The sequence below is a fragment of the Streptomyces sp. NPDC037290 genome (assembly GCF_055603245.1).
The window spans coordinates 367411-393237 of sequence record NZ_JBVJVZ010000003.1 but is presented as its reverse complement, the minus strand read 5'-3'; the positions used below and the strand labels follow the sequence as shown (position 1 = coordinate 393237).

The following is a 25827-nucleotide window of genomic DNA, read 5'->3' as shown; positions in this document are numbered from 1 at the left end:
CCGTCCCAGGACTTCGATGACCAAGATTTCTCCCGGGGTTCACCAGCAGGTGACCGGGCGCCCTCGAGGTCCGGCGCGCCGCACAGAGGGGGCCGGTTTCAGCGCACCGGGAAACCGAACGTGTAGCCCTGCTGCTTCAGCCACGGCAGCAGGGTGCGCAGCGCGGCCACGGTCTGCGAGCGGTCGCCGCCCGCGTCGTGGAACAGGATCGTCGGCCCGTTGGCCAGCTCGCGCTGCACCGTGGAGACGATGGCGGCGGTACCCGGCCGCTCGAAGTCCTTGGAGTCCACGTTCCAGCCCAGCGGCCGCATCCCGTGCGAGGCCGCGAGATGCCGGCTGTACGGGGTGAAGGCGCCGCCCGGAGCCCGGTAGTACAGGGGCCGGACACCACCGGACGCCTGGGTGATCTGCCGCTCGGCCTCCAGGATCTGCTGCGACTGGTAGGCCTCGGGCTTCTTGTCCATCGTGGTGTCGTGCGACACCGTGTGGTCGCACAGCCGGTGCCCGGCCGCCACCACCTGCCGGACCAGTTCGGGATGCGCCTGGGCCTGCGGGCCGATCATGCAGAACGTCGCCTTCACGCCGTTGGCGCGCAGCAGTTGCAGCACCTGCGGGGTCCAGACCGGGTCCGGGCCGTCGTCGATGGTGATGTTGACCGCGTGCGCGCCCCCGTCCGAGGCGTGGGCGATGTCGGCGGACACGGGCGCCGCCTTCGGCGCGGCGTGCCGGGGCGCGACGGCCGCCCCCGACGAACCGCCGCCGGGCTGGCCCGCCTGCGCGGTCCACACTGACGTGGCAGCCGCCAACGCCGTGACCCCCACCGCGGCCGCGATCACCCGACCGTGCCATCCCCGCCCGCCATGCCGCGCCATGCCCCGCCCCGTTCCGTGCGTGTCCCTGTGTTCTTGTGCACCTGCTCCCTGTGCACCTGTCAGGACGGCCGGGGTTGATCACAGGCTCCGGCTGTTACAGATCACGGACAATTCCGGGGCGCTTCCGCGACAGAACGCTCCGTTCCGTGGCCCGAGGGGGCCGGAGCGGAGGACAGCGCGCGCATCGGGGTACCCCGTGTCGTACGACCGACGCAGTACAACGGCTCAGGTCCTCAGGACGGGGTGATCCGGATGCCGTCACCAGGAGCGCGCACGTACGACACGACCGGCGGGCCGCCACGGCCCGAGTCCCTCACGAGGATCGTGCTCAGGCCGTTGGCCAGCAGCCTGCCCCTCGGCTTCTTCGCCTTCGGCACCGGAAGCATCCTGCTCAGCGCCGTGCAGTTGCAGTGGGTGCCCCTGGCCCAGAGCCGCCCGCTGATGCTGCTGGTCCTGGTGTTCGTCGTGCCCCTGGAACTGCTCTCCGGGATCTTCGCCTTCCTCGCCCGTGACGGCGGTGCCGCCTGCGGCCTGTGCGTGCTGGGCTGCGCCTGGGCGGGCAGTGCGCTGGTCACCCTGTCCGGGCCGCCGGGACGGCCCAGCCCCGGACTGGGCGTGTTCCTGCTGAGCGTCGCCCCGCTGATGCTCGTCCTGAGCGCCGCCGCGGTCGCCGGCAAGCCGTTGTTCTCCGCGCTGCTGCTGGTCGGAGCCTGCCGTTTCGTCCTGACCGGCATCCACGAGGCCGGCGGAGCGGCCGCCCTGCGCACGGCGGCCGGCTGGACCGGCGTGGGCCTGGCGGCCTTCGCCCTGTACGGCGGCTTCGCCCTGCTGCTGGAGGACACCGCCCAGCGCACGATCCTTCCGCTGGGCCGCCGGGGCCGCGCCCTCACATCCCTGCAGGGCGACCTCGGCCACCAGCTGGAGCGGGCGGAGCGGGAGGCGGGCGTACGACGGCAACTCTGAGCGCCGGTGCCGCCGGTCAGCCGCCGGGGGCGTCCCGCGACGCGCTACGGTGCCCGGATGGCCCTCTACCCCGAGATCGAACCGTACGCGCACGGCATGCTCGACGTGGGCGACGGCAACCACGTCTACTGGGAGACCTGCGGCAACCCCGACGGCAAGCCCGCCGTCGTCCTCCACGGCGGACCGGGATCGGGGTGCACCCCGTACCCGCGGCGGCTGTTCGACCCGGCCGCCTACCGGATCGTCCTGCTCGACCAGCGAGGCTGCGGCCGGTCCACCCCGCACGCGAGCCGCCACGACACGGACATGAGTGTCAACACCACGGCCCACCTCATGGCCGACCTGGAACTGCTGCGCCGCCATCTGGGCATCGCACGGTGGCTGGTGTGGGGCGTGTCCTGGGGGTCGGTGCTGGCGCTGCGGTACGCGCAGACGCACCCGGGCATCGTCTCCGAGCTGGTGCTCACGGGCGTCGCCACGGGGTCGAACGCCGAGGTCGAGCTGCTGACCCGGGGGCTGGGGCGGATCTTCCCGGACGCCTTCGAGCGGTTCCTGTCCGTGCTGCCGGCGAACGCACGGGACGGCAACCTCGCCGCCGCCTACCACCGGCTGCTCGAATCCCCCGACCCCGAGGTGCGGGAACGGGCCGCGCGGGGCTGGACCGACTGGGAGACGGCCACGATCCCCGCGCCGCCGCGCTCCGTCGCCCGCTACGAGGACCCCGCCTTCCGCCTGGGTTTCGCCCGCACCGTCACCCACTACTGGGGCAACGACCACTTCCTCGGCGATGGCAACGACGAAGGGGTGGTCCTGCGCGACGCACCCCTGCTCAAGGGCGTCCCCGGCACCCTCGTCCAGGGAAGCCTCGACTTCGGGAACCTCCTCGGCATCGTGTGGCGCCTCCAACAGGCCTGGCCGGACAGTCAGTTGGTGATCGTGGGCGACGCCGGGCACAGCGGCGGGGCACCTGGCACGGCGGAGGCGCTGGTGGCGGCGACCGATCGGTACGCGGCCCGCGCCTAGCGCCGTCCGGCGGATCAGGCCGGCTCCGGGCAGCGGCGTCGTGTCGGCGCAGGCGGGCGTGCCATGCCCCGCGACTCCGGCATGATCCGCCGGACAGGCCCAGGTCACGTCCTGCGGTGCGGGGCGCGCGCTGGAAAAAGGGGGGGCGAGGGCGCGGCGGCTGTGGCAGCGTGACCGGCCGGAAGGACCCCGCCGCGTTCGGGACGCCGGCCGGCCCGGCGGTGACCGGCGCCTGCCCACAGGAGCGTGCGATGACGACACCACCGCCCCGACTCGTGCCGCTGCTGGCCCAGTTCGACCTCGGCTGTGAGCGCCTGGTGCACCGCCTGGCCGGCCCCGTGGTGGACAGCGGCGACGGCGCGGACACCGAGGTCGAGCCGATGACCGACGACGAGTACTTCTGGGAGCCCGTCCCCGGCTGCTGGTCGGTCAGACGACGCGTGGACGGGCCGGGACCGCGGGCGGTCTCGCTGGACGGCGCCGGCCCCTGGGGGCGGGACGCCGCGCCGTTTCCGCACCCCTGGCCGCCGCCCGTCACGACCCTCGCCTGGCGCCTGAGCCACCTCACCGAGATGCTGTCGCTGCGCGCCGACCACACGGCCGGCAGTCGCTCGGCGACCCGGGAGGCCCATCCCGTGAGCGGGGACGCGGCCGGTGCCGTGGCTGCCTTCGCGACCGGCGCCGCCGCCTGGCGGCGGGCACTGCTGAGCGCCGACGACGCGGCACTGGACACGGTCGGGTACTGCACCTACCCGTACGGCAGCGACGCCGAGGAACCCTTCCTCGACATCGTGTGGTGGGTCAACCAGGAAGTGCTGCACCACGGAGCCGAGATCGCCCTGCTCCGCGACCTCCACCGGGCCGGGCGGCGGTCCTGACGGCCCTGGCCGGCTCACCCCCGGGCCAGGGCCGCCCGTACGATCGCCGCGGCCGCCGTGCCCGCCGCTCGCACCGGCGCGGTGCTGCGCGCGGCCCGGCCCAGCATGAAGGCGCCCTCCAGCAGGGCGATGACCGAGCCGGCCGTCTCCCGGGCGGCCGGCTCGGGCATTCCGCCCTGGGCGTAGTACGCGGCCAGGTGCTCGATCCAGCTGTCGAACACCTCCGAAGTGGCTTGCCGCAGGGCCTCGTTGGTGCTCGCGACCTCCAGTGCGACCGTCGCGATGGGACACGGGTCGGCGAAGTCCAGCTCGGCGAGCGTGCCGGCCGCGGCGTCGAAGGCGTCGGCGGTGGCCGCGGCCCGGTCCTCGTACGGCGTCATCAGTGCCGTGATGAGCCCCAGATAGACGCCGCCGGAGGTGCGGATCACCTCCTCGCCCAACTGGGCCTTGCCGCCGGGAAAGAAGTGGTAGATCGAGCCGAAGGGCGCACCGGCGGCCTCGGCGATCTGCTTCATCCCGGTGCCGGTGTACCCCGAGCGCCGGAACAGTTCGGTGCCGGCGTCCAGGATCCGCTGCCGGGTCTCGTGGGTGCTGGTGGCCTTGCCGTCGCTCATGGGGGGCACCTCCGGGGCGGCCGCTGTTGCCAAAGGGTGTTCGGCGCCTATTCTGTCACTAGAACGATCTATCTAGAGGTCCCCGAGCGACTCGCCCGGTGGCCGGACGGGGCGGAGGCGGGCATGCCGGAGGTCGAGCTGAGCGCGGGCACCATCGACTACCAGGACACGGGAGGCGACGGCCCCGCCGTCCTCCTCGCCCACGGCCTCGGCTTCGACGGGTCGGTCTGGGACGAGGTCGTGTCCGCCCTGCGCCCCGACTTCCGCGTCCTGGTCCCCGTGCTGCCCCTCGGCAGTCACCGGCGCCCCATGCGGCCGGACGCGGACCTGTCCGCGCACGGCATCGCCGGCCTGCTGGCGGAGTTCATGGACCGCTTGGACCTGCGGGACGTCACCCTCGTCCAGAACGACACCGGAACGGCCCAGCTCCTCGTCGGCGTGCGCGACGAACGCATCGCCCGGCTCGTGCTGACCTCCTGCGAGGCCCTGGAGAACTACCCGCCCGGCATCCAGGGCCGGATCCTGTACGCGGCGAGCAGGGTTCCCGGCGGTCTCTTCCTCCTCCTGCAGTCCTTCCGCTTCCCCGCGCTGGCCCGCATGCAGACCTCGCTCGGCGGCATGGCGAAGACGCGGCTGCCGAAGGAGCTCATCGCACGGTGGTACGGTCCGCTGCTGACGAACCGTCATATCCGGCGTGACTTCGCGAAGTTCTGCCGTACTACCCGGAAGGACTGCTACCTGGAGGCGGCCCGGAACCTCCCGGGGTTCACCCGCCCGGCTCTGGTCGCCTGGGGCGCCGAGGACCGTATGATGCCGCCCGCGACGGGCCGCCGCCTGGCCGGACTGCTGCCGAACGCCCGCTATGCGGAGATCCCCGACGCCCGCACCCTGGTCCAGTTGGACAACCCGGCCGCTCTCACGGAGGAGATCCGCCGTTTCGTCAAGGACCACCCTCTGCCCGGGGAGGCGTGACGGGCCCGCCTGCGGGGGCTCGTCACGTCCCCGCCGGCGCAGCCGCCGTCGGGCGTGCGGACGAGCCGGACGGCTCCGCCGCTCCGTGCGGCTCGCCTCCGAGCGCGAGCGTGCCCTGCCGGGCAGTCCCGGCAGGGGCGGCGCTGATCCTCAGCGGCTCGCTCGCTGCGCGGCCACGATCGCCTTCACGGTCGGCTCCGCCCCCGCCAGCCGCTGCACCCGCTCGGCGAAACCCGGGAACTGCGACGCGACCTTCGTGAGGAACCGCAGCTCGGGCGGCGCCACGTTGATCTCGGCGACATCGCGTTCGATCGCCCGCGTCACGCCCCTGCAGACCCGCTGCGGGGAGACGGTGCGGACGCCGCCGGGTGTGGACGAGCCCGTCTTCGCGAACATGCCCAGATCGCGTACGAAACCCGGCTGGACGATCGAGACGCCGACGCCCGTGCCGTGCAGGTCCTGGCGGAAGGCCAGTGAGAAGCCGCGCAGCCCGAACTTCGTCGCGGTGTAGAGGGACGAGGACTTGGTGGCCGCCATCCCGGACAGTGACCCGACGAAGCAGATGTGACCGCGCCCGGCGGCCACCATGCCGGGAGCGAGCAGCCGGGCGAGCATCGCGGGGGCGCGAAGGTTCACCGCGAGGGCCCGGTCGATCTGCTCGGGGGTGTAGTCGAGGACGTCGCCGCTGGAGGGCAGGGCCGCGTTGGCGATCAGGATGTCGGTGTCGGCGGCCTCCTCGGCCAGGCGGCGCACGTCCTCGGGGTCGGCCAGATCGGCCGGGACCGTCCGGGCGCCGTAGCGGCCTGCGAGGGGTTCCAGCGCCTCGGGCCGCCGGCCGGTGAGGACGAGACGGGCGCCGCGAGCGGACAACTCGGCGGCGAGCGCGCCCCCGATGCCGCCGGTGACGCCGGTGAGCAGAACGGTTGACCCGGCAATGTCCACGACTACCACCCTCCAGTCCTGTTCGTTCGAACGAACAATAGGGAGCATGGACCGCCCTGTCCACCCGGAGGGGAAACAGGGATGGAAGAATGCACGCCATGCCGCATGCCGCCCACTCCGCGCCGACGCGCCAGCGCATCATCACCGCCGTCCTGCGGATCATCGGCGAGGACGGAGTCGCGGCGGTCACGAACCGGCGGATCGCCAAGGAAGCGGGCGTCTCCCTCGGTTCGGTCACCTACCACTTCGAGACCCAGCACGAGCTGCTGCGCGAGAGCCTGCTGCACTTCGTCCGCGAGGAGGCACGGCACTTCACCGAGCTGGCCGAGCAGTGCCAGGAGGGCCTGGGTGTCGAGGACGCGGCGTCCCTGGCCGGCCAGGTCGCCTGCGGCTCGGCCCTGGACAGCGCCCACCTCGCACCCTTCGAGCTGTACCTCCACGCCGGACGTGACGAGCGCCTGCGGGAGGCGGCGGCCGAGGCGTTCCGGGCCTACGACCTGCTCGCCGCCCGGATCCTGACCGCGCTGGGCGTGCCGGACGCGGAACGGCTGGCCGCCACCACGGTCGCCCTCGTGATGGGCCTGCAACTGCGGCGCCTGGCCACAGGCAGCCCCGCCGACGACCTGGTCGACGCCCTGCTGCTGCTCGTGCGCGGGGGCGCCGACCGCTCGGTCACGGCCGGCTCAGGGGAGCCGGCGGCACAGTAGGGCGTCGGGCCCCGGGCGGCTGCCCACCCGGGTGGTGAAGGCGATTCCGGCCGCGTACTCGCCGTCGGCGCACTGGCCCTTGTAGTCGCCGTACGCGAAGTCGCCGCCGGAAGCTGCGGCGGGACGGTTGTCGGACCGGTCGAACCACACCGTGCGGCCCGCTCCCGCGAGCGGGCTCCTCGCGGGTACGCACAGGGCCGCCGACACCCGCTCCCCGCGGGCGCTGTACCCGATCAGGAAACCGCCCTCGGGACACTGCAGCTTCGTGTACCCGGACGCCCAGTCGCCGCCCGCCGGGACGTACCGCTCGTCCGTGACGACCGTCTGGCCGCCCGAGGCCGCCTGCAGATCCCCCGGCCCGCCGGCCGTGCCGTCGGTGCACAGGCCCCGGCCGCCGGTGTGGCCGAGACCGATGAGCCGCAGCCCGTCGGGGCACGCGGCCTTGTACGCCCCGGGATCCCAGTCGCCCGCGGCCCGCACGCGCAGCGACTCCACCGCGTCGCCGTGGTCGAGGGAGAGCATCCGCCAGACGGGAGCGGCGGCCACCGGACCGGTCCGGCCCGGCGCGCTCATCAGGTGCCGCCACGCCGTGGCGCGCCAGTCGCCCGCGTCGAGGACGCCGGAGCGGTGGCCCGTCTCGTCGTACTGCAGCAGCGCCCAGTCGTCGTGGCCGGTGAAGCCGACGAGCGGCCAGAAGGCGAAGTCGGTGTCGTGGTCCGCGAAGTAGTCGGTGATGTTCCCGAACCAGGTGCGCGCGACCGGCTTCGTCTCGCCCGCGCCGATGCCGAACTCGCTGACCCAGACGGGTGCCGTGTGATGCCGGCCCGTCTCCTCGACGAAGAACGCCTCGTCCTGGAGCGCCGCGTACAGGTCGTCGCGGGACAGGTCCTGGTAGCGGGCGTCGTGCGTCTCGCCGGTGCCCGTCGCGCCGCTGTGGTGCGGGCCGGTGTAGCCGTAGAAGTGCGCGGAGTACACGAGTTTGCGGGCGTCGACGAGGGTGTGGGAAAGGGTGCGGGCGGGGGTGAGCACGGGCCGGCCGTGCGGGAGCCCGTCCACCGGGATGCCGGTCCAGTTGATGCCCTCGATGACGATGAGCAGACGCGGGTCGGCCTCCGTCAGGATGCGGTCGGCGGCGAGCTGGGCCGCGGCGTACCAGTCGTGGCCGTCGCCCATGCCCCAGTTGGGGTCGTCCAGCACATCGCGCCGCACCTCGTTGTACAGATCGGCGCCCACCACGCCGGGGACACCGGCGTAGCGGCGGGCCATGAGGACCCAGTCGTCGGCCCACTGCTGCGTCGTCTGCGAGCTGTTCCAGCGCTCGTTGCCGTCGATACCGCAGCACCAGCGTGAGGTGTTGGTGTGGTTGTTGAGGATCACGGCGAAACCGCTCGCGCTGAGCGCGTCGACCACGGTGTCGTAGACCTCCAGCGGTGTCCTGCCGCGCAGTTGGGGATTGGCGGCGACAGCGTCGTCGGGGACCGGGGTCGTGCTGTGGATCATTTCGTTCGAGAACGGCAGCCGGATGGTGTTGATCCCCAACTGGTGGAAGTCGGCGAGCAGTTGGGGCAGGGGGACGCGGTCCAGGCCCAGCGGGATGCCGTGGGAGTCCTGGCCGGCGTGGTGGTTCGCGGGATCGGTGATGCTGCCGCTGCCCGTCCAGGAGCCCTGTGCACCGTCCCAGTTGGCGCCCTTGAGCCGGAACCGCCGGCCCTGGCTGTCGACGATGTAGCGGCCCTGGGTCGACAGCGGGGCGGACCAGGAGGCCGGGGCGGTGGCGCCAACCACCGCCGGTGCCGGGGAGGTTGGTGCGGCGGCTGCGGTGGAGGTGGTGGCGACGAGCAGGAAGCCCGCCACTGCGACGGTCAGGCGCAGGGCGGCAGGGGCGATCGGCATCGGGAGCCCTTGACTGTAGGGGGTGGGGGAGTGGGGCTACCAGGGTGACGACGTCGGTCTGGTGGGCGGAGTGTCCACCACGGGACACGGTTCGGGGAAGAGGCCCGGCCTACAGGGCCCGGGCGACGAGCAGGGCCACGTCGTCGTGGTCGTCGGGGTGGCGCAGCCCGTTCAGCAGGACGTCGCAGGTCTCCTCCAACGGCCGGCGCGGCTCGTCCAGGAGATCCAGCAGGGCGTTCAGCCGGTCGTCGATCGGATGCTGCCGGGTCTCCACGAGTCCGTCGGTGTAGAGGACCAGCACATCGCCGGGGCGCAGCGAGACGCCGGTCGTCTCGAACCGTACGCCGCCGACGCCGAGCGGTGCCGCGGCCGGCAGGTCCAGCAGCCGCGGCGCGGCGCCGGGACGCGCGAGGGCGGGCGGCATGTGTCCGGCGTTGGCGATGCTGCACCGCCCGGTGCGGGGTTCGTACGCCGCGTACAGGCATGTGACGATGTAGTGCTCCAGATCGCAGGTGATCTTGTCCAGGTGCTGGAGGACCGCGCCCGGGTCGAGGTCGAGATCGGCGTAGGCGCAGGTCGCGGTGCGCAGCCGGCCCATGGTGGCGGCCGCGTCGATGCCGTTGCCCATGACGTCACCCACCACCAGGGCGGTCTTGTCGTCGGCCAGCGGGATGACGTCGTACCAGTCGCCGCCGACCTCGCTGGTGGCCTGCGCCGGCTGGTAACGGGAGGCCAGTTCCAGGCCCGTGTGGTGCGCCGAGTGCTCGGGCAGCAGACTGCGCTGCAGGGTGAGGGCGGTGTTGCGGACGCTCTCGAACCAGCGGGCGTTGTCGATGGCGACGGCGGCCCGGCCGGCGAGTTCGGTGGCCAGGACCACGTCGTCCTCGTCGAAGGGCGCCGGATTGCGGGTCCGCTTGAGATCGAGGGCGCCGAGCACCTCGCCATGGGCGATCAGCGGCACGGCGAGATACGAGTGGACGCCGGCCTGGCCCAGCAGGGCGCCGGCCGCGGCGTCCCGGGCGATGCGCGGCAGGTCGTGCGGCCCCACGTGGCGGACCAGGACCGGCCGCCCGGTGTGGACGCACAGGGTGACCAGCCGGTCACTCTCGTAGGCGGCGAGATCGCCGGGAGGATCGGCGGCGCGCACCGCGACCGTGGGATGGGCCGCTTTCAGGGCCAGGGCGCGGAAGAGCTCCGGGCCGCTGTCCCGTCTGCGCAGACGACCGCAGGCCAGGGCGGAGTCGAGGACGTCCACGGCGACCACGTCGGCCAGCGCCGGCGCGGCGATCTCGGCCAGTTCACGGGCCGTCTGTTCCACGTCGAGCGTGGTGCCGACCCGCGCGGAGGCGTCCGCGATCAGCGCCAGGCGCCGCCGTGCCCGGTCGGCCTCGGCCGCCGCGCGGTGCCGCTCGGTGACGTCGACGACCGAGGCGGCCGCGCCCAGGACCCGCCCGCCGGGGTCCTCCAGCCGGTAGAAGGAGAGCGACCAGGCGTGCTCGCGGCCGGGATCGGCCGAGGGGCGCCCGACGTGGTACTGGTCCAGCAGCGGCGTACCGGTGGTGAGCACCTGGCGCAGGGCGGACTCCACGGTGTCGACGTCCGGGAAGGGCAGGGTCTCCCGCAGACGGCGGCCGATGTGGTCCTCGGCGGGAATGCCGTCGATCCGCTCCAGCGCCGGATTGGCCAGGAGATACCGCAGGTCGGGGTCGAGCAGGGCCAGACCGATCGGGGACTGGTTGATCAGCTGCTCGCACAGCGCCAGATCCGTCTCGACGCGCTGGAGGAGGGTGTGGTCGGCGGCGATCCCCAGGGCGTAGACGTCCCCGAGGTCGTCCAGCAGCCGCATGGTCCGGAACTCCGTCAGCCGGCTGCTGCCGTCCTTGTGCCGGATGGGAAAGGTGCCGGCCCAGCCCCGGCCGGTCTCCAGCACGTCCGTGAACAGACTCACCACGGCCTGCAGATGTTCCGGATGGATGAGCAGACGCGCGGCGTGCTTGCCGAGGGCCTCCTCCGAGGAGTAACCGAAGAGCTCCTCGGCCTGCGGCGTCCAGAAGACGATCCGGCCGCGGGTGTCCAGGGCCACGGCGGCCACGCTCAGCACGTCCAGCAGGCCGGTCGGCCGCGGGAGCTGCGAACGGTGCTCCTCGCTGCCGGCTTCGAAGGATTCCACTGCCATACCTGCTTCACCTCCACCGGCCGGGCACGTGCAGGCGCTGACGACCGGTACCCCCATGGTCCCTCCGGCCTCGGCCCGGCCCAACCGCACGACGGGGTGTGGACTGTCCGGCCCTGCACATCATCAGACAAACGGGCCCATAGTGGTGTATGGGTGGAACTGATGGAACCAGCGCGAAAGGGCTTCCCGGCGGCCACACCCGGTGAAGCGGGTGATCTCTTCGACGCGTCCACCGACGCTGCCGCGGTGATTTCGGTACACGGCGTGGTGGTCGGCTGGACCCACAGCGCCGAGGAACTTCTCGGTCACGCGGCCGCGGACGTCGTCGGCGCCCGCGCCACGCGCCTGCTGGCCATGCCCGAGGACCCGACACGGCTCGCGGGCGTCGTGGAGCGGTGCCGCGCCGGAAACGGCTGGAGCGGGCAGATCGCCGTACGGCACCGTGACGGCCGCTGTCTCGATCTGCAGCTGCGGGTCTCGGCGTCGTTCCGCATGGGCGACACCGAGTGCTTCCTGGTGTCGGCCCGCGATCAGCGGCAGCGGTGGACCATGGGCCAGTCCGTCCTGGACGGGTTCCTGACCCGCTCGCCGGTCGGGATGGCCGTCGTGGACACCGAGCTGCGGTACGTCTGGCTGAACGAGACCCTGGAACGGTTCGGCGGGGTCCCCCGTGCCGATCGGCTCGGGCGGCGGCTCAGCGAGCTGCTGCCCGGACTGCAGGCCGAGGCCCTGGAGAGCCTCATGCGCAAGGTGCTCGCGACGGGCCTTCCGGTGAACGACTACGAGTACGTGGGCTGGAGCTGGGCCGATCCGCACCGCCAGCACGCCTACTCGACCTCGTTCTTCCCTCTCGTGGACGCCGACGACACCATCACCGGCGTCTGCTACATGGTCCAGGACGTCACCGAGCGGTGGAACGCCCGCCAGGTGCTGACCATGGTCAACGAAGCCGGCACCAGCATCGGCACGACACTCGACGTGACGCGGACCGCCCAGGAACTCGCCGACTTCGCGGTACCCCGCTTCGCGGACTTCGTCATCGTCGACCTGCTGGAACCCGTGCTCAGCACCGAGGGCCACGGAGCATGGCTGACCGACGCGGGACCCGCGCACGCCCGGCCGGTGATGCGCCGCGCCGCGATGCGGTCGGTGCGCGAGGGCTGCCCCGAGGCCGTCGTCCAGGTCGGCGACCGGGTCGACTTCCTTCCGCCGCCCCACGACGGCAACCTGCTCATCGAGGGCGAGCCGCTGCTCATCCCGGTCCTCGACCCGGCCGACGAGCTGTGGGTCACCCGGGAGCCGGTGCGCGCGGCACGCATCCGCGAGTTCGGCCTGCACTCGCTCATCGCCGTACCGATGCGGGCGCGGAACACCGCCCTCGGCCTCACCACGTTCGCCCGGTCCCTCAACCCGGTCTCGTTCGGGACCGACGACGTCCTGCTGGCCCGGGAGCTGGTGGCACGCGCGGCGGTGTGCGTCGACAACGCCCGCCGCTATACCAGGGAGCACACGGCGGCGGTCACCCTGCAGCACAGCCTGCTGCCCCCGGCCCTGACGGGCGGCACCGCGCTGGAGGTGGCCTCCTCCTATCTGCCCGCCGACCCCTCGGGCGGTGTCGGCGGCGACTGGTTCGACGTGATCCCGCTGTCCGGCGGCCGGGTGGGCCTCGTCATCGGCGACGTGGTGGGCCACGGCATCACCGCGGCGGCGAGCATGGGCCGGCTGCGCACGGCGGTGCAGGCCCTCGCCGCCATGGACATGCCCCCCGACGAACTGCTCGCCCACCTCGACGACCTCGTGCTCCGGCTGAGCGACGAGGAGACCGCCGCCGGCGCCGCCGCCCGGAGCACCGTCATCGGCGCGACCTGCGTCTACGCCGTGTACGACCCGGTCAGCAGACGGTGCGCGATGGCCCGGGCCGGACACCCGCCGCCCGTCGTCGTGGCGCCCGACGGGCACGTCTACTTCCCGGAGATCCCCGCCGGGCCGCCGCTCGGACTGGGCGGAATGGCCTTCGAGGCCACCGAGATCGAACTGGCCGAGAACAGCCTCTTCGGCCTCTACACCAACGGTCTCATCGAGGGAGGCGACCGCGACCTGGAGCGCGGCATGTCCCGGCTCGGGGAGGTGCTCGCCCACGTCGGCGGGGACCTGGAGGCGCTGTGCACGTCCACCGTGCGGCAGCTCGTGCCCGTGCCGCAGCCCGACGACATCGCGCTGCTCCTGACGCGCACCCACGCCCTCGGCACCGACCGGGTCGCCTCCTGGGACGTGCCCCCCGACCCGGCCGCCGTCGGCGTCCTGCGCGCCCAGGCAACCCGCCAGGTCGAGCAGTGGGGCCTGGGCGAACTGGCCATCACCACCGAACTCGTCGTGAGCGAACTCGTCACCAACGCCATCCGCTACGCCACACCGCCCATCCGGCTACGGCTCCTCCGCGACACCCGCCTCACCTGCGAGGTCTCCGACGCCAGCAGCACGGCCCCCCGGCTCAGGCACGCCCGGATCACCGACGAAGGCGGGCGGGGGCTCTTCCTGGTGGCCCAGCTCACCCAGCGCTGGGGCGCCCGGTACAGCGGCGACGGCAAGGTCATCTGGGCCGAACAGGAGGTTCCGTGAGCCCGGATTTGCCTTCGAGTGGACTCCAGCATCCAGACTGTCGGTGACGGAATCCGTACCGAGCACAGGACAGGACGGCGGCAGCCGATGGCAACCACCAGCAGGGCGGAGCATCCTCTGCCGTACGACACCTACCGTGAGGCCATAGCGCGCGAGACCCTGCGCTTCGCCGAGACGGTCAGGGGCGCCGATCCGGCGGTCGCCGTGCCCTCGTGCCCCGACTGGACCCTGGCCGACCTCGCCCGCCACGTGGGTTCGCTGCAGCGCTGGTTCGGCACCCTGCTGACCAGACAGGTGCAGGAGCCTCCCCGCAGCCGCGACGTCGAGCTGGGGCTGCCCGAGAACCCACGGGACTATCCGGACTGGGTGGCCGCGGGGGTGCCCGGTGTGGCGGCCGTCCTGCGGGACACCGATCCCGAGGCGCCGATGTGGGTCTGGGGCGAGGACCGGCATGCGCGGTTCTGGGCCCGCCGGATGCTCTTCGAGACACTGGTGCACCGGGTGGACGCGGAGCGTGCCGTCGGCCTGCACTCCGAACTCGACCCCGAGCTCGCGGCGGACGGCGTGGACGAGTTCCTCGTCAACCTGCCCTACGCGGGCCTCTTCGCCCCCGGCGTGACGAAACTGCGCGGCGACGGCGAGACCCTCGCGTTCCGGTGCACGGACGCCGACGGCGTACCGGGCGAGGAGTGGCGGGTGCGGCTGGACGCGGACGGTTTCCGCCCGGTGCCGCGGTCGGACCTCGCGGCAGGGGAGGCCGAACCCGCAACGGCGGCCGTGCGCGGGCAGGCAGCCGATCTCCTGCTCCTTCTCTACGGACGGCGCTCGTACCAGGACGCCGCCTTCGACGTCTCGGGGCAGACCGCGGTGCTGGACAACTGGTTCACCCACACCGCCTTCTGACACGGGCCGCGCTCAGTCGGCCGGCGGCGGGGCCGGCGGCTGCTCGGGCAGCAGGCAGACCGCGAGGGCCGCGGTGTCGTCCTGCAGTCCGTTGCGGCTGTAGGCCAGCAGATCGTCGTGGAGCCGTGCGAGCAGCTCCTTCGGCGGCAGAGGACCCCAGGAGCGCAGGCGCTGCAGCAGCGGATAGAAGGTGCCGGCCGCGTCCCGCGTCTCCGTGACGCCGTCCGTGTACAGCAGCAGCTGCTCGCCGGGCCGGAACGGATACACCTCGAGGCGGAACGGGTCCTCGACCAGCATGCCGAGGTTCAGGGGCGGCGCCGGCCGTTCGCTCTCCAGTTCGCGCACCTCACCGGCCCGCAGCGAGATGGGCGGAGGGTGGCCGCAGTTGACGATGCGGACGAGCCGGCCGTCGGCGGGGATCTCGGCGAAGACGGCGGTGACGAACCGTTCGCTCGTCTCCGTTCCACCGAGCTGCGTCGCCCTGCGGCTCATGCTCGTGTCCACCCGGCCGGCCAGAGCGGGCAGCTCGGGTTCGTCGTACGCCGCCTCGCGGAACGCCCCGAGCAGCGCGGCGGCGGTCTCGACCGCCAGCAGTCCCTTGCCCCGGACGTCGCCGATGACCAGGCGGACCCCGAACCGGGTGGGGACCGCCTCGTACAGGTCGCCGCCGATGCGCGCCTCCGCGGCGGCGGAGAGGTAGAGGCTCTCCAGGCGGAGGTGGCCGATCCGGTGCGGTACGGGGCGCAGCAGGACGCGCTGCGCGATCTCCGCCACGAACCGCACGTCGGCGAGGGTGCGTTCGCGCCGGGTCCGGTGGGCGGCCAGGATCGTGCCGAGGCCGCCCACCAGGGCCGTACAGATGTAGGACGCGACGTAGTGACGGTCCCACAGGTAGCCCACGGACCGGCCCGCGCAGCACGGGGTGCCGGCCAGCACCCCTTCGAGGCCCACGGCGAACAGAGCGGCGATGCCGGTGACCAGCGGGCCGTGCGCGAAGGCGGCCACCAACGGCACGGCGATCAGCACGAAGCTCACCGGCCAGTCGACGGGCGTGGCCGGCTCCAGCAGCAGCACGGCCGCGACGTACAGGACCGGGAGCCAGCGCAGCCACGCCGGGGGAGCCGGCAGCCGGGGCCGGGGCACCGAGCCGTCCTCCGGCTCCCGGCCGGTCCGTTCGTGCGTCACCCGACCAGCCTGGTGCGCCGTGCCCCCGTACCCCGGTCATTGCTCCACTCAACGGCATGTTCCGGAGCCGGCCCACGGGGTCAGCCGCGGCCGAAGCCGATCGCGAAGACGTGCAGGCCGCCGGCGGCCACGTCGGACGGCAGGCGCACGCCGCTCACCGTCCTGCCCGGACTGAGGGCGACGGGCGTGGTGGCGAACACGTACGTCCTGGTGCTGTCGGCCGCGGTGCCCGCGTGGTTGCGGTACGGCGTGGTCACCGCGACGGTGTTGTCGGCCAGCGGTGAGGCGGCGCCCGCGCTCAGCGTCCAGTCGGAGAGACCGAGGGGGACGGACTGGGTCGTGCCGTCCGTGTAGAGGACGGTCGCGGTACCGGAGACCGGGCCGTTGTTGGCGGCGCCCAGGAAGGAGATGCTGCCGGAGCCGGATGCCCGTACCGTCTGCCCGTTCGCCTCGTAGTTGTCCGCCGCGCCGGCCGGCACCGCGGGCCAGGTGAACGTCACGCCGTTGGCGGTGACCTTCGAGCCGGGGGTGACGCCCGCGCCGGCCAGGGCGTGCGCGGAGTAGCTGTAGCCCGCGCCGTCGAAGTTCGCCGAGGCCGCGGCGGTGTCGCCGGACGTCCCGACGTCGCTGTAGCCGGGCGCGCCCGGGTAGGAGCGCGGGGCGGCGGAGGGGGCCGAGGCCCAGGAGGTGTTGGCGGCGGTGCCGAGCACGTAGCCGAGGGTGCCGCCACCGGTCAGGGCGCCGTCGGGCGCGTGTGCCGCGTCCCAGGCCTTGCCGTTCCACGTGGCCGACTGGACGTACGGGGCGTCGTCCGCCGCGCCCGTGCCGTTCACCGTGAGGGTGCGGCCGGACGGGAGCGTGATCACCGCCTGGGGGAAGAGCGGGCTGCCCAGGGCCAGATCGGCGGTGCCGGGGGTCTCGGGATACATGCCGAGGGCGGACCACACGTACCACGAGCTCATCTCGCCCAGGTCGTCGTTGCCCGCCAGCCCGGCCGGGCCGGCGCTCCAGATCTGGTCCTGGACCTGCCGGACGACCTGCTGCGTCCGGTACGGGCGGCCGATGTAGTCGTACTCCCAGGGAATGTCCAGGCTCGGTTCGTTGCCCAGATCGGTGTGGCCGCCGGCGCCCGTCAGGGAGGACAGGTCCGTGTCGAGGTACGTGGCCATGGCGGCGTCACCGCCCAGGTCGGTCGCCAGCCCGTGCAGGTTGAACGGCACCATCGGCGTGTACTGCCAGGAGTCGCCCTCGACGAAGTTCTTGCCCGAGGTCGGTGAGAAGCCCGCGGTCCACGTGCCCGAGGCGTCGCGCGGCCGGACGAAGCCGCTGCCGTGGTGGAACAGGTTCTGCCAGTCCTGCGCCCGGTTCGCGAACCGCTGCTGGTCAGCGGTGTGGCCGAGCGCACCGGCGAGGGCCGAGACGGCGAAGTCCGCCGAAGCGTACTCGAGCGTGGTGGACGCCGGGCCGTAGAAGTTGCAGCAGCCGTACTTGCCGTTGCTGGGCAGCCACCCCAGCTGCTCCAGGTAGGAGAGCCCGGGCCGGTTGTCGTTGGGGACGGTGGCCTCCGCGGTCAGGCCCTTGAGCGCGGTGGCGGTGTCGAAGTTCCTGGCGCCGAAGGCGTAGTAGTCGGCGATGATCTCGTCCGCCGGATCACCGACCATGACGTAGGTCTCTCCGTTGTTCTCCGACCACTTGGGGAACAGCCCCGTCTGACGGTAGTCGTCGACCATCGACTGGGCGGTGTCGGAGGCGGTCTGAGGGGCCACGAGGGCCTCGAGCTGGGCCTGCGAGCGGTAGACGTCCCAGCCCGAATAGTTGGCGTAGGCGGCTGTGTGGCCCTGGTCGACGGTGTGGGTCCTGCCGTCGAAGCCGGGACAGCGGCGGTTGGTGTCGCTGATCACGTTCGGATGCAGCAGCGCGTGGTAGAGCGCCGTGTAGAAGACGGTCTGCTGGGCGGGCGTCCCGCCGGCGATCCGCACCCGGCCGAGGAGGGACTTCCAGGCGCTGTGCGCCGCGGCGCGGACGGTGGACAGGTTCCAGCCCGGGTTCTCCGCCCGGCGGTTGGCCGCCGCGTCGGCGGCCGACACATAGGAGATGCCGACCTTGGCCTGAACGGCCCGGTGGCTGGTGGTGTCGAACGTGACATAGCCGTCGGAGCCGCTCGCCCGGGGAGCGAAGCCGCGGGGTGCGCGGGGAACCGTGCCGTGCAGCACCGGCTTGTTCGGGGCCTCGGGGGCGTTGGGGGAGGCGGAGGTCCGGGGGGTGGTGGGCGTGGCGGCGGCCGGCGCGGTACCGCTGTGGCGGAACGGCTGGTCGAAGACCATGTCGTAGTAGACGGTGTAGGAGTTGCCCTCACCGCAGAAGTTGCCGCTGGTGACCTTGCCGCGCACTTCCGCGTCGTTGACCACGTCGAACTGCGCGGCGCTGTCTCCGTTCTGGCTGCCCGTCAGTTTGAACAGGAGGTTCGCCCGGGTGCTGGACGGGAAGGTGAAACGGGCCATTCCGCTGCGCGTGGTGGCGGTGAGTTCCGTCTTCACGCCGTTGTCCAGGGAGACGGTGTACGAGCCGGGAGAAGCGGACTCGTTCGCGTGCGAGAAGCCGACCGTGGCGCCCGTGTCGAGCGTGCCGACGGTCGGCAGGACCGGGATGTCCCCGGCGGCCCGGCAGCCCGGTCCCGCGATGTGGGTCAGGCCGAATCCGGTGATGGCGGAGTCGCCGTACTCGTAGCCGCCGCCGTCCGGCCGGTGCGGGCTGGTGTCGGGGCTCCACTGGACCATCCCGAACGGGGTGTCGGCGCCCGGGAAGTCGTCGGCGGCGTGCGTGGTCCCGATGAAGGGGTTCACGAGAGAGGCCGGGTCGGAGACCGGCGCGAGGACTCCGGGACCGGCTTGGGCGGGAGCGTAGGCGGCGCCCACGACCAGGGCGCCGGCGGCGAGCACGGACAGAAGGCGGAACGGCACCATCGTGACCATGTCCCTTCGACAACGTTGTCCCGAAAACTGGTCCCTCCGGCCCCTGTTGTCAAGGACGCGCGGTACAGAACCAGCCGTCCGTCTGACGTGACGTCATATCCCCAAGTTCTCAGCAACATGGCGCAAGGTCAAAACTTTTCATAAGCCAAAAGCGACAAATCTTGACGGCTGCCACCACTCTGCGTACGTTCCGCAACGGCCGCCCGCTGCTCCAACTCGCCTGTCCCGAGCCGCACTCACCCCCTGAGGAGCCCAGCATGCGTGCAAGCCCCAGACCACTCGCGTCGCTCCTGGCCGTCATCGGCCTCGTCCTGGGCGCGCTGCTCGGTCTGCCCGGACCCTCACAGGCCGCCGGTGCCCTGCCGTGTGACATCTACGGCGGCGCCGGGACCCCGTGCGTCGCCGCGCACAGCACGGTGCGCGCCCTCTTCGCCTCCTACGACGGCCCGTTGTACCGGGTCACCCGCGCCTCGGACGGAGCCGGCGCCGACATCGGGCTGCTGTCCCCGGGCGGCTACGCCGACGCGGTCCGGCAGGACAGGTTCTGCGCCGGCACCACCTGCGCCATCACGAAGATCTACGACCAGACATCCCGGCACAACGACCTCACCCCGGGTCCGGCGGGCACCTCCGGGATGGGCGCGGACCGCGGCGCGGACGCCTCCGAGATCGCCGTCACGGCCGGCGGGCACAAGGTGTACGGCGTGTGGATCTCGCCCGGAGTCGGCTACCGGTACACGGGGGCCGCCTCCGGTGCCGCCGTGAACGGACAACCGGAGGGCGCCTACATGGTGGCCAGCGGCACCCATGTGGGATCCGCCTGCTGCTTCGACTACGGCAACGCCGAGAGCACACCGGCCGACACCGGCAACGGCCACATGGACGCGGTCAGCCTCGCGACCACCTGCTACTTCGCCCCGTGCACCGGCGACGGGCCCTGGGTCGAGGCCGACCTGGAGAACGGCATGTTCCAGGGCGACAACGGCACCAACACCGCCAACCGGGGCAACGGCAGCACCTTCGTCACGGCGGTGCTGAAGAACAACGGGCGGACGCGGTACGCGCTCAAGGGCGGTGACGCACAGTCCGGAGCGCTCACGACCTGGTGGGACGGCGCGCTGCCGACACGGGGCGGCTATCAGCCCATGCAGCAGGAGGGCGGCATCATCCTCGGCACGGGCGGTGACAACAGCAACTGGAACATGGGCACGTTCTTCGAGGGCGTGATGGTCTCCGGCTATCCGACCTACGCCGGCGAGACGAACGTCCCCAACGGCCCGCAGGGCACCGTCACCGGCCCGGGCGGCACGTGCGTCGACGTGGCGGCCGACGACACCGGCACCGACGGCACGGCCGTACAACTGTGGACCTGCCAGTCGTACGCGGAGGACCAGCACTGGACGCACTACGCCGACGGGAGTCTGCGCACGCTGGGCCGGTGTCTGGACGTGGAGGGCAACGGGACGGTGAACGGTGCGAAGGTGGAGTTGTGGGACTGCAATGGTGTGGGTGGGCAGAAGTGGGTGCAGCAGGGTGATGGTTCGCTGCTGAATCCGCAGTCGGGGCGCTGTCTGGACTCTCCCAGTGGGGCGACCGCCAACGGGACGCGGTTGCAGATCTGGGACTGCAACGGCTCGCCGGCCCAGAAGTTCTCGGTGGACGGGGGCGCCCCCGTCGCGGGCCCGGGCGGCACGTGCGTGGACGTGGCGGCCGACGACACCGGCACCGACGGCGCGGCCGTACAACTGTGGGACTGCCAGTCCTGGGCGGTCGACCAGCACTGGTACCACCGCGCCGACGGGAGTCTGCGCACGCTGGGCCGGTGTCTGGACGTGGAGGGCAACGGGACGGTGAACGGTGCGAAGGTGGAGTTGTGGGACTGCAATGGTGTGGGTGGGCAGAAGTGGGTGCAGCAGGGTGATGGTTCGCTGCTGAATCCGCAGTCGGGGCGCTGTCTGGACTCTCCCGGTGGGGCGACCGCCAACGGGACGCGGTTGCAGATCTGGGACTGCAACGGCTCGCCGGCCCAGAAGTTCCGGCTGAGCTGACCGCTCAGTGGGCCGAGTGCCCGTCCACGGGCAACCGCAGCCGGAACAGGGCCCCGCCGCCCGGGGCCTGGTGGGCGGTGAGTTCGGCGTGGTGGGTGTGGGCGATCTGGCGGGCCATGGCCAGGCCGAGGCCCGAGCCGGGAAGGGCACGCGCGGCTCGGGCCCGGTAGAAGCGGTCGAACACATGAGGAAGGTCGGCCGTGTCGATGCCCGGGCCGTGGTCGCGGACGGTGAGCTCCAGACCGTTGCCGGCCGCAGACCGGTGCGCCGCGACCTCGACCGGACTGCCGGGCGGGGAGAACTTCGCCGCGTTGTCGAGCAGGTTGGAGAACAGCCGCGTCAGCCGGCTCGGCACCGCCGCGGCCAGGGCGGACGCCGCCGAGGGGCCGGTGTCGAGGACGAAGGGCACGTGGGGCCAGTGATCGCGGGCCGCCGCCACCGCGTGCTCCAACAGGGCGGCCGGCCGCACGGACTCCAGTGCCTGCTGCGGCTCTTCTTCGCGGGCCAGGTCGATCAGGTCGTTGACCAGGGTGGTCACCTCCCGCAGCTGACGGGTGAGCGCACCGGTCGCCCGCTCGCGCTGACGCGCTGTCAGCTGTTCGGCACGCAGCAGGATCTCGGCATTGGCACGCAACGCCGTGAGCGGGGTGCGCAGTTCGTGCGAGGCGTCGGCGACCAGGCGCCGTTGCGCGGCGAGCGACTCCTCCAGGGCGTCGAGCATGGTGTTGAAGCTGACGGCGAGCCGGGTGATCTCGTCCTCGCTGCCCCGGGGCTCGGGCGGCACCTCGATCCGGAGCCCGGCGTCCCGCGTGGCGGTGATCCTCTCCGCGGTCGACGTCAGCCGGGTCACGGGGGCCAGCCCCGAACGGGACACCCAGTAGCCCAGCAGCGCCGCGACCGGAACACCGGCCCCGCCGATCACGGCGAGCAGCCCCGCGGCCTGTAGCTCGGCGTGCCGCACCCCGTCGGAGCGGAGCGCCACCTGCATCGCCAGCCCCCGACGGGCCGGCGTGGTCAGCACCCGCACCGGATGACCGTCCACCGACGCCGTGCTGTAGTACGGCGCCCGACGGCGGCCGGCGACCTCACGCACCGCGGCCGTGACGGGCAGCAGATAGGGCTGGCGCGGGTCGTCGGCCGAAGCCTCCGGCACCAGTTGGGCGCAGGCCGGCGCGGCCAGGTACTGGCACTCGCCGGCCTGCACCCCGGGACCGTTCTGCTGGTGCTGCTGGATGGCCAGCGTCGCCGCCTGCGTCAGCCGCAGGTCGAACTGCCGGTGCAGGGTGTAGACCGTGACGGCGTACGCGCCCGCGCACACCGCCAGCGCCACGCCGGCCACCGCGGCCGACGCGGTCAGGGCGAGGCGGCGGCGCAGCGGGGGGCGGGCGTGCCGGCGTGGCCGTGTCACCGCTCGTCCAGGCGGTAGCCGACACCATGCACGGTGTGCACGAGCCGCGAGGCGCCGTCGGCCTCCAGTTTGCGGCGCAGATACCCGATGTAGACGGCGAGCGAATTGGAGTCGGGCCCGAGGTCCCGGCCCCACACCCAGCGCATGATCGTCTCCCGCTCCAGTACCTGCCCGGGGTGGCGCAGCAGCAGATCGAGCAGGCTCCACTCGGTGCGGGTGAACTCCAGCCGCCGCCCGCCCCTCTGCCCCGTGCGGGTCTGCGGGTCCATGACCAGATCGGCGAAGCGCACATGCGCGGACGGGGCCGGCTCGGCGGGACCGGCGCGGCGCAGCAGGGCGCGCAGCCGGGCCGCCAGCTCGTCCAGTGAGAACGGCTTGACGAGGTAGTCGTCCGCTCCCGCGTCCAGTCCGTCGACCCGGTCGCTGACCGCGTCGAGCGCGGTCAGTACCAGGATCGGCGTACGGTCGCCCAGGGCCCGCAGCTGCCGGCACACCGCGAGCCCGTCCACCACCGGCATCATCACGTCCAGCACCAGGGCGTCCGGCTCCCAGTCCGCCACGGCCGCCAGGGCCGCGTGTCCGTCGGCCGCACCGCGGACGGTGAAGCCCTCCAGGGCCAGCCCGTCCTCCACGGCGGCGCGTACCTCGGGATCGTCGTCCACGACCAGCACGCGCAAGGCTCCGCCGGGGGACACGTCCTGAGCTGCGTCGTTCATGGGGTCCAGCCTGCCAAAAGGTGCTCTTAACAGCCTCTTAGAACAGGCCGGGACCCTGCCACGCGGGGGCCGCCTGCGGCCGCTGCGCCCCCTGGCGTGGCATCAGAGGATGTCCTCCTCCTCCGGTACGACGACCTGGTCGATCAGCCGCTGGATCCGTTCGCCGGGCAGGGCGACCGCCATGGCCCAGTAGTAGATGACGAGGCTGAACACGGCCACGACGCCGATGTCCCACCACAGCGGGAACCAGGGGTGCTTGAGCGGCCCGAAGTCGCTGAGGTAGACGATCAGCCCCATGCCCACCAGGTAGACCGGCAGCCACTGCGCGGCACGCATGTCGAGCTGGGGAGTGATGGGGTTCATCTTGAACAGCCGGTTGGCGACCAGGATGACGTAGCCGAGCAGAATGGCGACGCCGAGCTTCCAGTCGGTGGTCCAACCCGACCACAGGATCAGCAGGTTGGCGACGATGAAGGCCAGCGGTGACATCCAGCCGCCGCCGGGCAGCCGGTAGGGCCGGTGGGCGTCGGGCAGCCGGTTGCGGAACACCCCGAAGGAGAGCGGGGCACCGGCGTACATCAAGACGCTGGCGCTGGTGATCAGGCCGACGAGGGACCGCCAGCTGGGGAAGGGCAGGAAGCAGATGCAGCCGATCACGAAGGCGGTGATCAGGCCCACCCAGGGAACACCGCGCCGGTTGGTGGTCTCGAAGACGGAGGGCACGTAGCCGTTGCGGCTGAGGCCGTAGGAGACCCGGGAGGAGCCGGTGATGTAGATCAGACCGGTGCCGGCGGGCGACACCACGGCGTCGAGATAGAGGACCGTTGCCAGCCAGCCCAGGCTGATGAGCGTGGCCACCTGGGCGAAGGGACCGCTCAGCGTGGTGAACGCGGAGTTGGCCCAGTGGCTGCCGATCTGGGAGGCGGGCAGCGCGGCGAGGAAGGTCACCTGCAGGAGGATGTAGATCAGGATGCCCAGGATGATCGACCCGATGACCGCGCGCGGGATGTCCCGCTTGGGGTTGGCGCTCTCGCCGGCGAGCTGGTCGGCCTGTTCGAAGCCCAGCAGGGCGAAGATGATGCCGCTCGTGGAGACGGCGGACAGGATGCCCTTGGCCCCGTACGGGTCGAAACCGTCGGCCGCGGTGAAGTTGCCGGTGTGGAACTGGGCGATGGCGAACACGAAGATCGTCAGCAGCGGGATGCCGACCTTCCACCAGGTCGCGGCGCTGTTGGTGCGGGCCAGCAGCCGGATGCTGAGGAAGTTGATGGCCGTGATGACCGCCATCAGGCCGACGGCGACGGCGATGCCGGGCGGGGTCAGGACGTGTTCGCCGCCCTTGACCTTCTCCCAGCCGCTCGCCCACGAGTAGTGCTGGCCGTAGGTGATCATCGCCAGCACCTCGATCGGTGCCACCGTGGCCGCCTGCAGCCAGGAGAACCAGCCGAACGACGCGCCGGCGGCGCCGCCGAAGGCGTAGTGCGGGAAGCGGGCGGTGCCGCCCGAGACCGGATACATACCGCCGAGTTCCGCGTGGACCAGCGCCAGGATCAGGATCGCCAGGCCGCCGATGGCCCAGGAGATGATCGCCGCCGGACCGGCGGCAGCCAACGCGCCCTGGGCACCGAACAGCCAGCCGGAACCGATGATGGAGCCTTCCGAGGCCCAGACGAGTCCGATGAAGCCGATCTCGCGCCGTAGCCCGGGTTTGTGGGCCTTGGGACCCGCTTCTGACACGGCCATGGTGTACACCCCCTCGCTAGGGTGATGTTCATCACTATCGTGCCACGGTGACACGGGCATGGCACCGAACGTGCACGCACGGGTTACGGCCGCCCCCGGCCCGCCCGTGAAGCCCGCGCTCGGTCAGGAAACATGGGGTGCGTGTGGTCCGGCCGGCGGGGCGCCGGTGACCGCCGCCCGGTACAGGGCCTCGGTGGCGGTGCCGAAGTAGGCGCTGTAGGAGATCTGCGGGGTGTTGCCGCCGGTGTGATAGCCGCCGATCACACCGATGACCGCCCAGCCGCCGGGCCGGGGTACGAGCATGGGGCCGCCGCTGGTGCCGCCCACGAAGGCGTCGCAGGCGATGCGCGGGAACGTACCGGGGTCCGCCGGGTCGTCGCTGTCCCACCTGGTCGTCCAGCTCCAGCACTCCAGGGGCTTCTCCGCCCCGGCCGGGTAGCCGATCATCCGCACCGGGGCGTGGTGGTAGCCGGTCCCGGTGAGCAGCCGAACCCCGCCGACCGCGTCCTCGATGCGTGTGCCGTCCTCGTTGGGCTCGGTGACCGCGAAGGCGAAGTCGTACCCGGCGCCCGTGTGTTCGCCCAGGTCGTAGTACTGCTGCGGGACATAGACGCCGTTGGTGCGCACCGGGAAGATCCCGAAGGGTTTGCCGGCGTCGTGGTACTGCGGGACGAAGGCCAGATGACGCGCGGGCTGGGTCCCGGCATACCCCTTCAGACAGTGGCCGGCGCTCAGGACCAGGTCGTGGCCGGGGCTGTGCACGACGGATCCGCTGCAGGTGCGGCCGGTACCGGCGGCGTCCGTCCAGAAGAAGGTGCCGGCCTGGGGGATGCCGTCGAAGCTCCGGCTCGGCGGGATGTACTCGCCCGGGCGGGGGCCGTCCACCGCCGGGCCGGCGCCGGGCGCGGTCGTACCGGGCTCGCTCCCCTTGACCGTGTCGGCGGGCAGGGCGTCCGCCATCCGGGCCGGGGTCCAGTAGGCGTCGAGCCGGTGGGCGAGCGGGTTCGGGCCGGCCGTGGGACTGCCGGCGGAGGCCGTCGTGCTGTCGGCGGATGCCGCGGTGGTGACGCCGGCACAGAGCAGCAGGGCTGCCGCGCAGACGGCGGCGTAGCGCGCGATCCTGGTCCCGGGTCCCATCGGTTCCCCTCAGAACGGCCACAACTGACGGCCCACCATAAGCCCGCGGCAGAGGA

19 protein-coding genes are annotated in these 25827 nt (G+C 72.4%); 8 read left to right on the top strand and 11 right to left on the bottom strand.

Annotation, left to right across the window (positions count from 1 at the left end; translation table 11 throughout):
- Positions 1-98: 98 nt before the first annotated feature.
- Positions 99-872: a polysaccharide deacetylase family protein gene (locus ACZ7HQ_RS12525; RefSeq protein ID WP_470987753.1), complete on the bottom strand. Its 774-nt coding sequence runs from the start codon at positions 870-872 to the stop codon at positions 99-101.
- Positions 873-1124: 252 nt separating this feature from the next.
- Here ACZ7HQ_RS12525 and ACZ7HQ_RS12520 point away from each other — a divergent pair, with 252 nt between their 5' ends.
- From ACZ7HQ_RS12520 to ACZ7HQ_RS12510, 3 genes are all read left to right on the top strand, one after another.
- Complete coding sequence (locus ACZ7HQ_RS12520) at positions 1125-1835, top strand: GPR1/FUN34/YaaH family transporter (RefSeq protein ID WP_470987750.1); 711 nt, start codon at positions 1125-1127, stop codon at positions 1833-1835.
- 57 nt (positions 1836-1892) lie between these two features.
- A complete protein-coding gene (pip, locus tag ACZ7HQ_RS12515; RefSeq protein WP_470987747.1) occupies positions 1893-2858 on the top strand; it encodes a prolyl aminopeptidase in 966 nt (321 codons plus the stop codon).
- Positions 2859-3109: 251 nt separating this feature from the next.
- Positions 3110-3736, top strand: coding sequence for a DinB family protein (locus tag ACZ7HQ_RS12510; protein WP_470987744.1), 627 nt, complete (start codon positions 3110-3112; stop codon positions 3734-3736).
- A 14-nt stretch (positions 3737-3750) separates the two neighbouring features.
- Here ACZ7HQ_RS12510 and ACZ7HQ_RS12505 read toward each other — a convergent pair whose 3' ends face one another.
- Positions 3751-4350, bottom strand: a complete 600-nt coding sequence (locus tag ACZ7HQ_RS12505) for a TetR/AcrR family transcriptional regulator (protein ID WP_470987742.1) — start codon at positions 4348-4350, stop codon at positions 3751-3753.
- A 123-nt stretch (positions 4351-4473) separates the two neighbouring features.
- Between ACZ7HQ_RS12505 and ACZ7HQ_RS12500 the strand changes: the two genes are divergently transcribed.
- Positions 4474-5322: an alpha/beta fold hydrolase gene (locus ACZ7HQ_RS12500; RefSeq protein ID WP_470987740.1), complete on the top strand. Its 849-nt coding sequence runs from the start codon at positions 4474-4476 to the stop codon at positions 5320-5322.
- Between the two features lie 150 nt (positions 5323-5472).
- Here ACZ7HQ_RS12500 and ACZ7HQ_RS12495 read toward each other — a convergent pair whose 3' ends face one another.
- Positions 5473-6264: an SDR family NAD(P)-dependent oxidoreductase gene (locus ACZ7HQ_RS12495; protein ID WP_470987737.1), complete on the bottom strand. Its 792-nt coding sequence runs from the start codon at positions 6262-6264 to the stop codon at positions 5473-5475.
- Between the two features lie 98 nt (positions 6265-6362).
- Here ACZ7HQ_RS12495 and ACZ7HQ_RS12490 point away from each other — a divergent pair, with 98 nt between their 5' ends.
- Entirely contained in the window at positions 6363-6971 is a 609-nt protein-coding gene (locus ACZ7HQ_RS12490; RefSeq protein WP_470987735.1) for a TetR/AcrR family transcriptional regulator, read from the top strand.
- Here ACZ7HQ_RS12490 and ACZ7HQ_RS12485 read toward each other — a convergent pair.
- Both ACZ7HQ_RS12485 and ACZ7HQ_RS12480 read right to left on the bottom strand, forming a co-directional pair.
- Entirely contained in the window at positions 6948-8864 is a 1917-nt protein-coding gene (locus ACZ7HQ_RS12485) for a glycoside hydrolase family 5 protein (protein WP_470987732.1), read from the bottom strand. The genes ACZ7HQ_RS12490 and ACZ7HQ_RS12485 overlap by 24 nt on opposite strands.
- 109 nt (positions 8865-8973) lie before the next feature.
- Positions 8974-11040: a SpoIIE family protein phosphatase gene (locus tag ACZ7HQ_RS12480; protein ID WP_470987730.1), complete on the bottom strand. Its 2067-nt coding sequence runs from the start codon at positions 11038-11040 to the stop codon at positions 8974-8976.
- A gap of 162 nt (positions 11041-11202) precedes the next feature.
- Here ACZ7HQ_RS12480 and ACZ7HQ_RS12475 point away from each other — a divergent pair, with 162 nt between their 5' ends.
- Positions 11203-13659 carry a SpoIIE family protein phosphatase gene (locus ACZ7HQ_RS12475; protein ID WP_470987727.1) on the top strand — a complete coding sequence of 819 codons (2457 nt, stop codon included), beginning with the start codon at positions 11203-11205 and terminating at the stop codon, positions 13657-13659.
- Between the two features lie 87 nt (positions 13660-13746).
- Positions 13747-14562: a maleylpyruvate isomerase family mycothiol-dependent enzyme gene (locus ACZ7HQ_RS12470; RefSeq protein ID WP_470987724.1), complete on the top strand. Its 816-nt coding sequence runs from the start codon at positions 13747-13749 to the stop codon at positions 14560-14562.
- A gap of 12 nt (positions 14563-14574) precedes the next feature.
- Here ACZ7HQ_RS12470 and ACZ7HQ_RS12465 read toward each other — a convergent pair whose 3' ends face one another.
- Positions 14575-15747, bottom strand: coding sequence for a PP2C family protein-serine/threonine phosphatase (locus tag ACZ7HQ_RS12465; RefSeq protein WP_470987721.1), 1173 nt, complete (start codon positions 15745-15747; stop codon positions 14575-14577).
- 80 nt (positions 15748-15827) lie between these two features.
- Positions 15828-18710 carry a lectin gene (locus ACZ7HQ_RS12460; protein WP_470987718.1) on the bottom strand — a complete coding sequence of 961 codons (2883 nt, stop codon included), beginning with the start codon at positions 18708-18710 and terminating at the stop codon, positions 15828-15830.
- Positions 18711-18976: 266 nt separating this feature from the next.
- Here ACZ7HQ_RS12460 and ACZ7HQ_RS12455 point away from each other — a divergent pair, with 266 nt between their 5' ends.
- Positions 18977-20767 carry an arabinofuranosidase catalytic domain-containing protein gene (locus ACZ7HQ_RS12455; protein ID WP_470987715.1) on the top strand — a complete coding sequence of 597 codons (1791 nt, stop codon included), beginning with the start codon at positions 18977-18979 and terminating at the stop codon, positions 20765-20767.
- Between the two features lie 4 nt (positions 20768-20771).
- On the opposite strand, the gene ACZ7HQ_RS12450 is transcribed toward ACZ7HQ_RS12455, so the two are convergent.
- From ACZ7HQ_RS12450 to ACZ7HQ_RS12435, 4 genes are all read right to left on the bottom strand, one after another.
- Entirely contained in the window at positions 20772-22175 is a 1404-nt protein-coding gene (locus ACZ7HQ_RS12450; RefSeq protein ID WP_470987712.1) for a sensor histidine kinase, read from the bottom strand.
- The gene (locus tag ACZ7HQ_RS12445; RefSeq protein ID WP_470987709.1) at positions 22172-22891 is read right to left on the bottom strand and encodes a response regulator transcription factor; all 720 of its coding nucleotides are present in this window, start codon (positions 22889-22891) and stop codon (positions 22172-22174) included. The genes ACZ7HQ_RS12450 and ACZ7HQ_RS12445 overlap by 4 nt, the downstream gene beginning before the upstream one ends.
- Positions 22892-22993: 102 nt before the next feature.
- Positions 22994-24634 (bottom strand): APC family permease, encoded by a 1641-nt coding sequence (locus tag ACZ7HQ_RS12440; RefSeq protein ID WP_470987707.1) that lies wholly within the window; start codon positions 24632-24634, stop codon positions 22994-22996.
- Positions 24635-24757: 123 nt separating this feature from the next.
- Positions 24758-25771, bottom strand: coding sequence for a trypsin-like serine peptidase (locus ACZ7HQ_RS12435; protein WP_470987704.1), 1014 nt, complete (start codon positions 25769-25771; stop codon positions 24758-24760).
- Between the last annotated feature and the right edge of the window lie 56 nt (positions 25772-25827).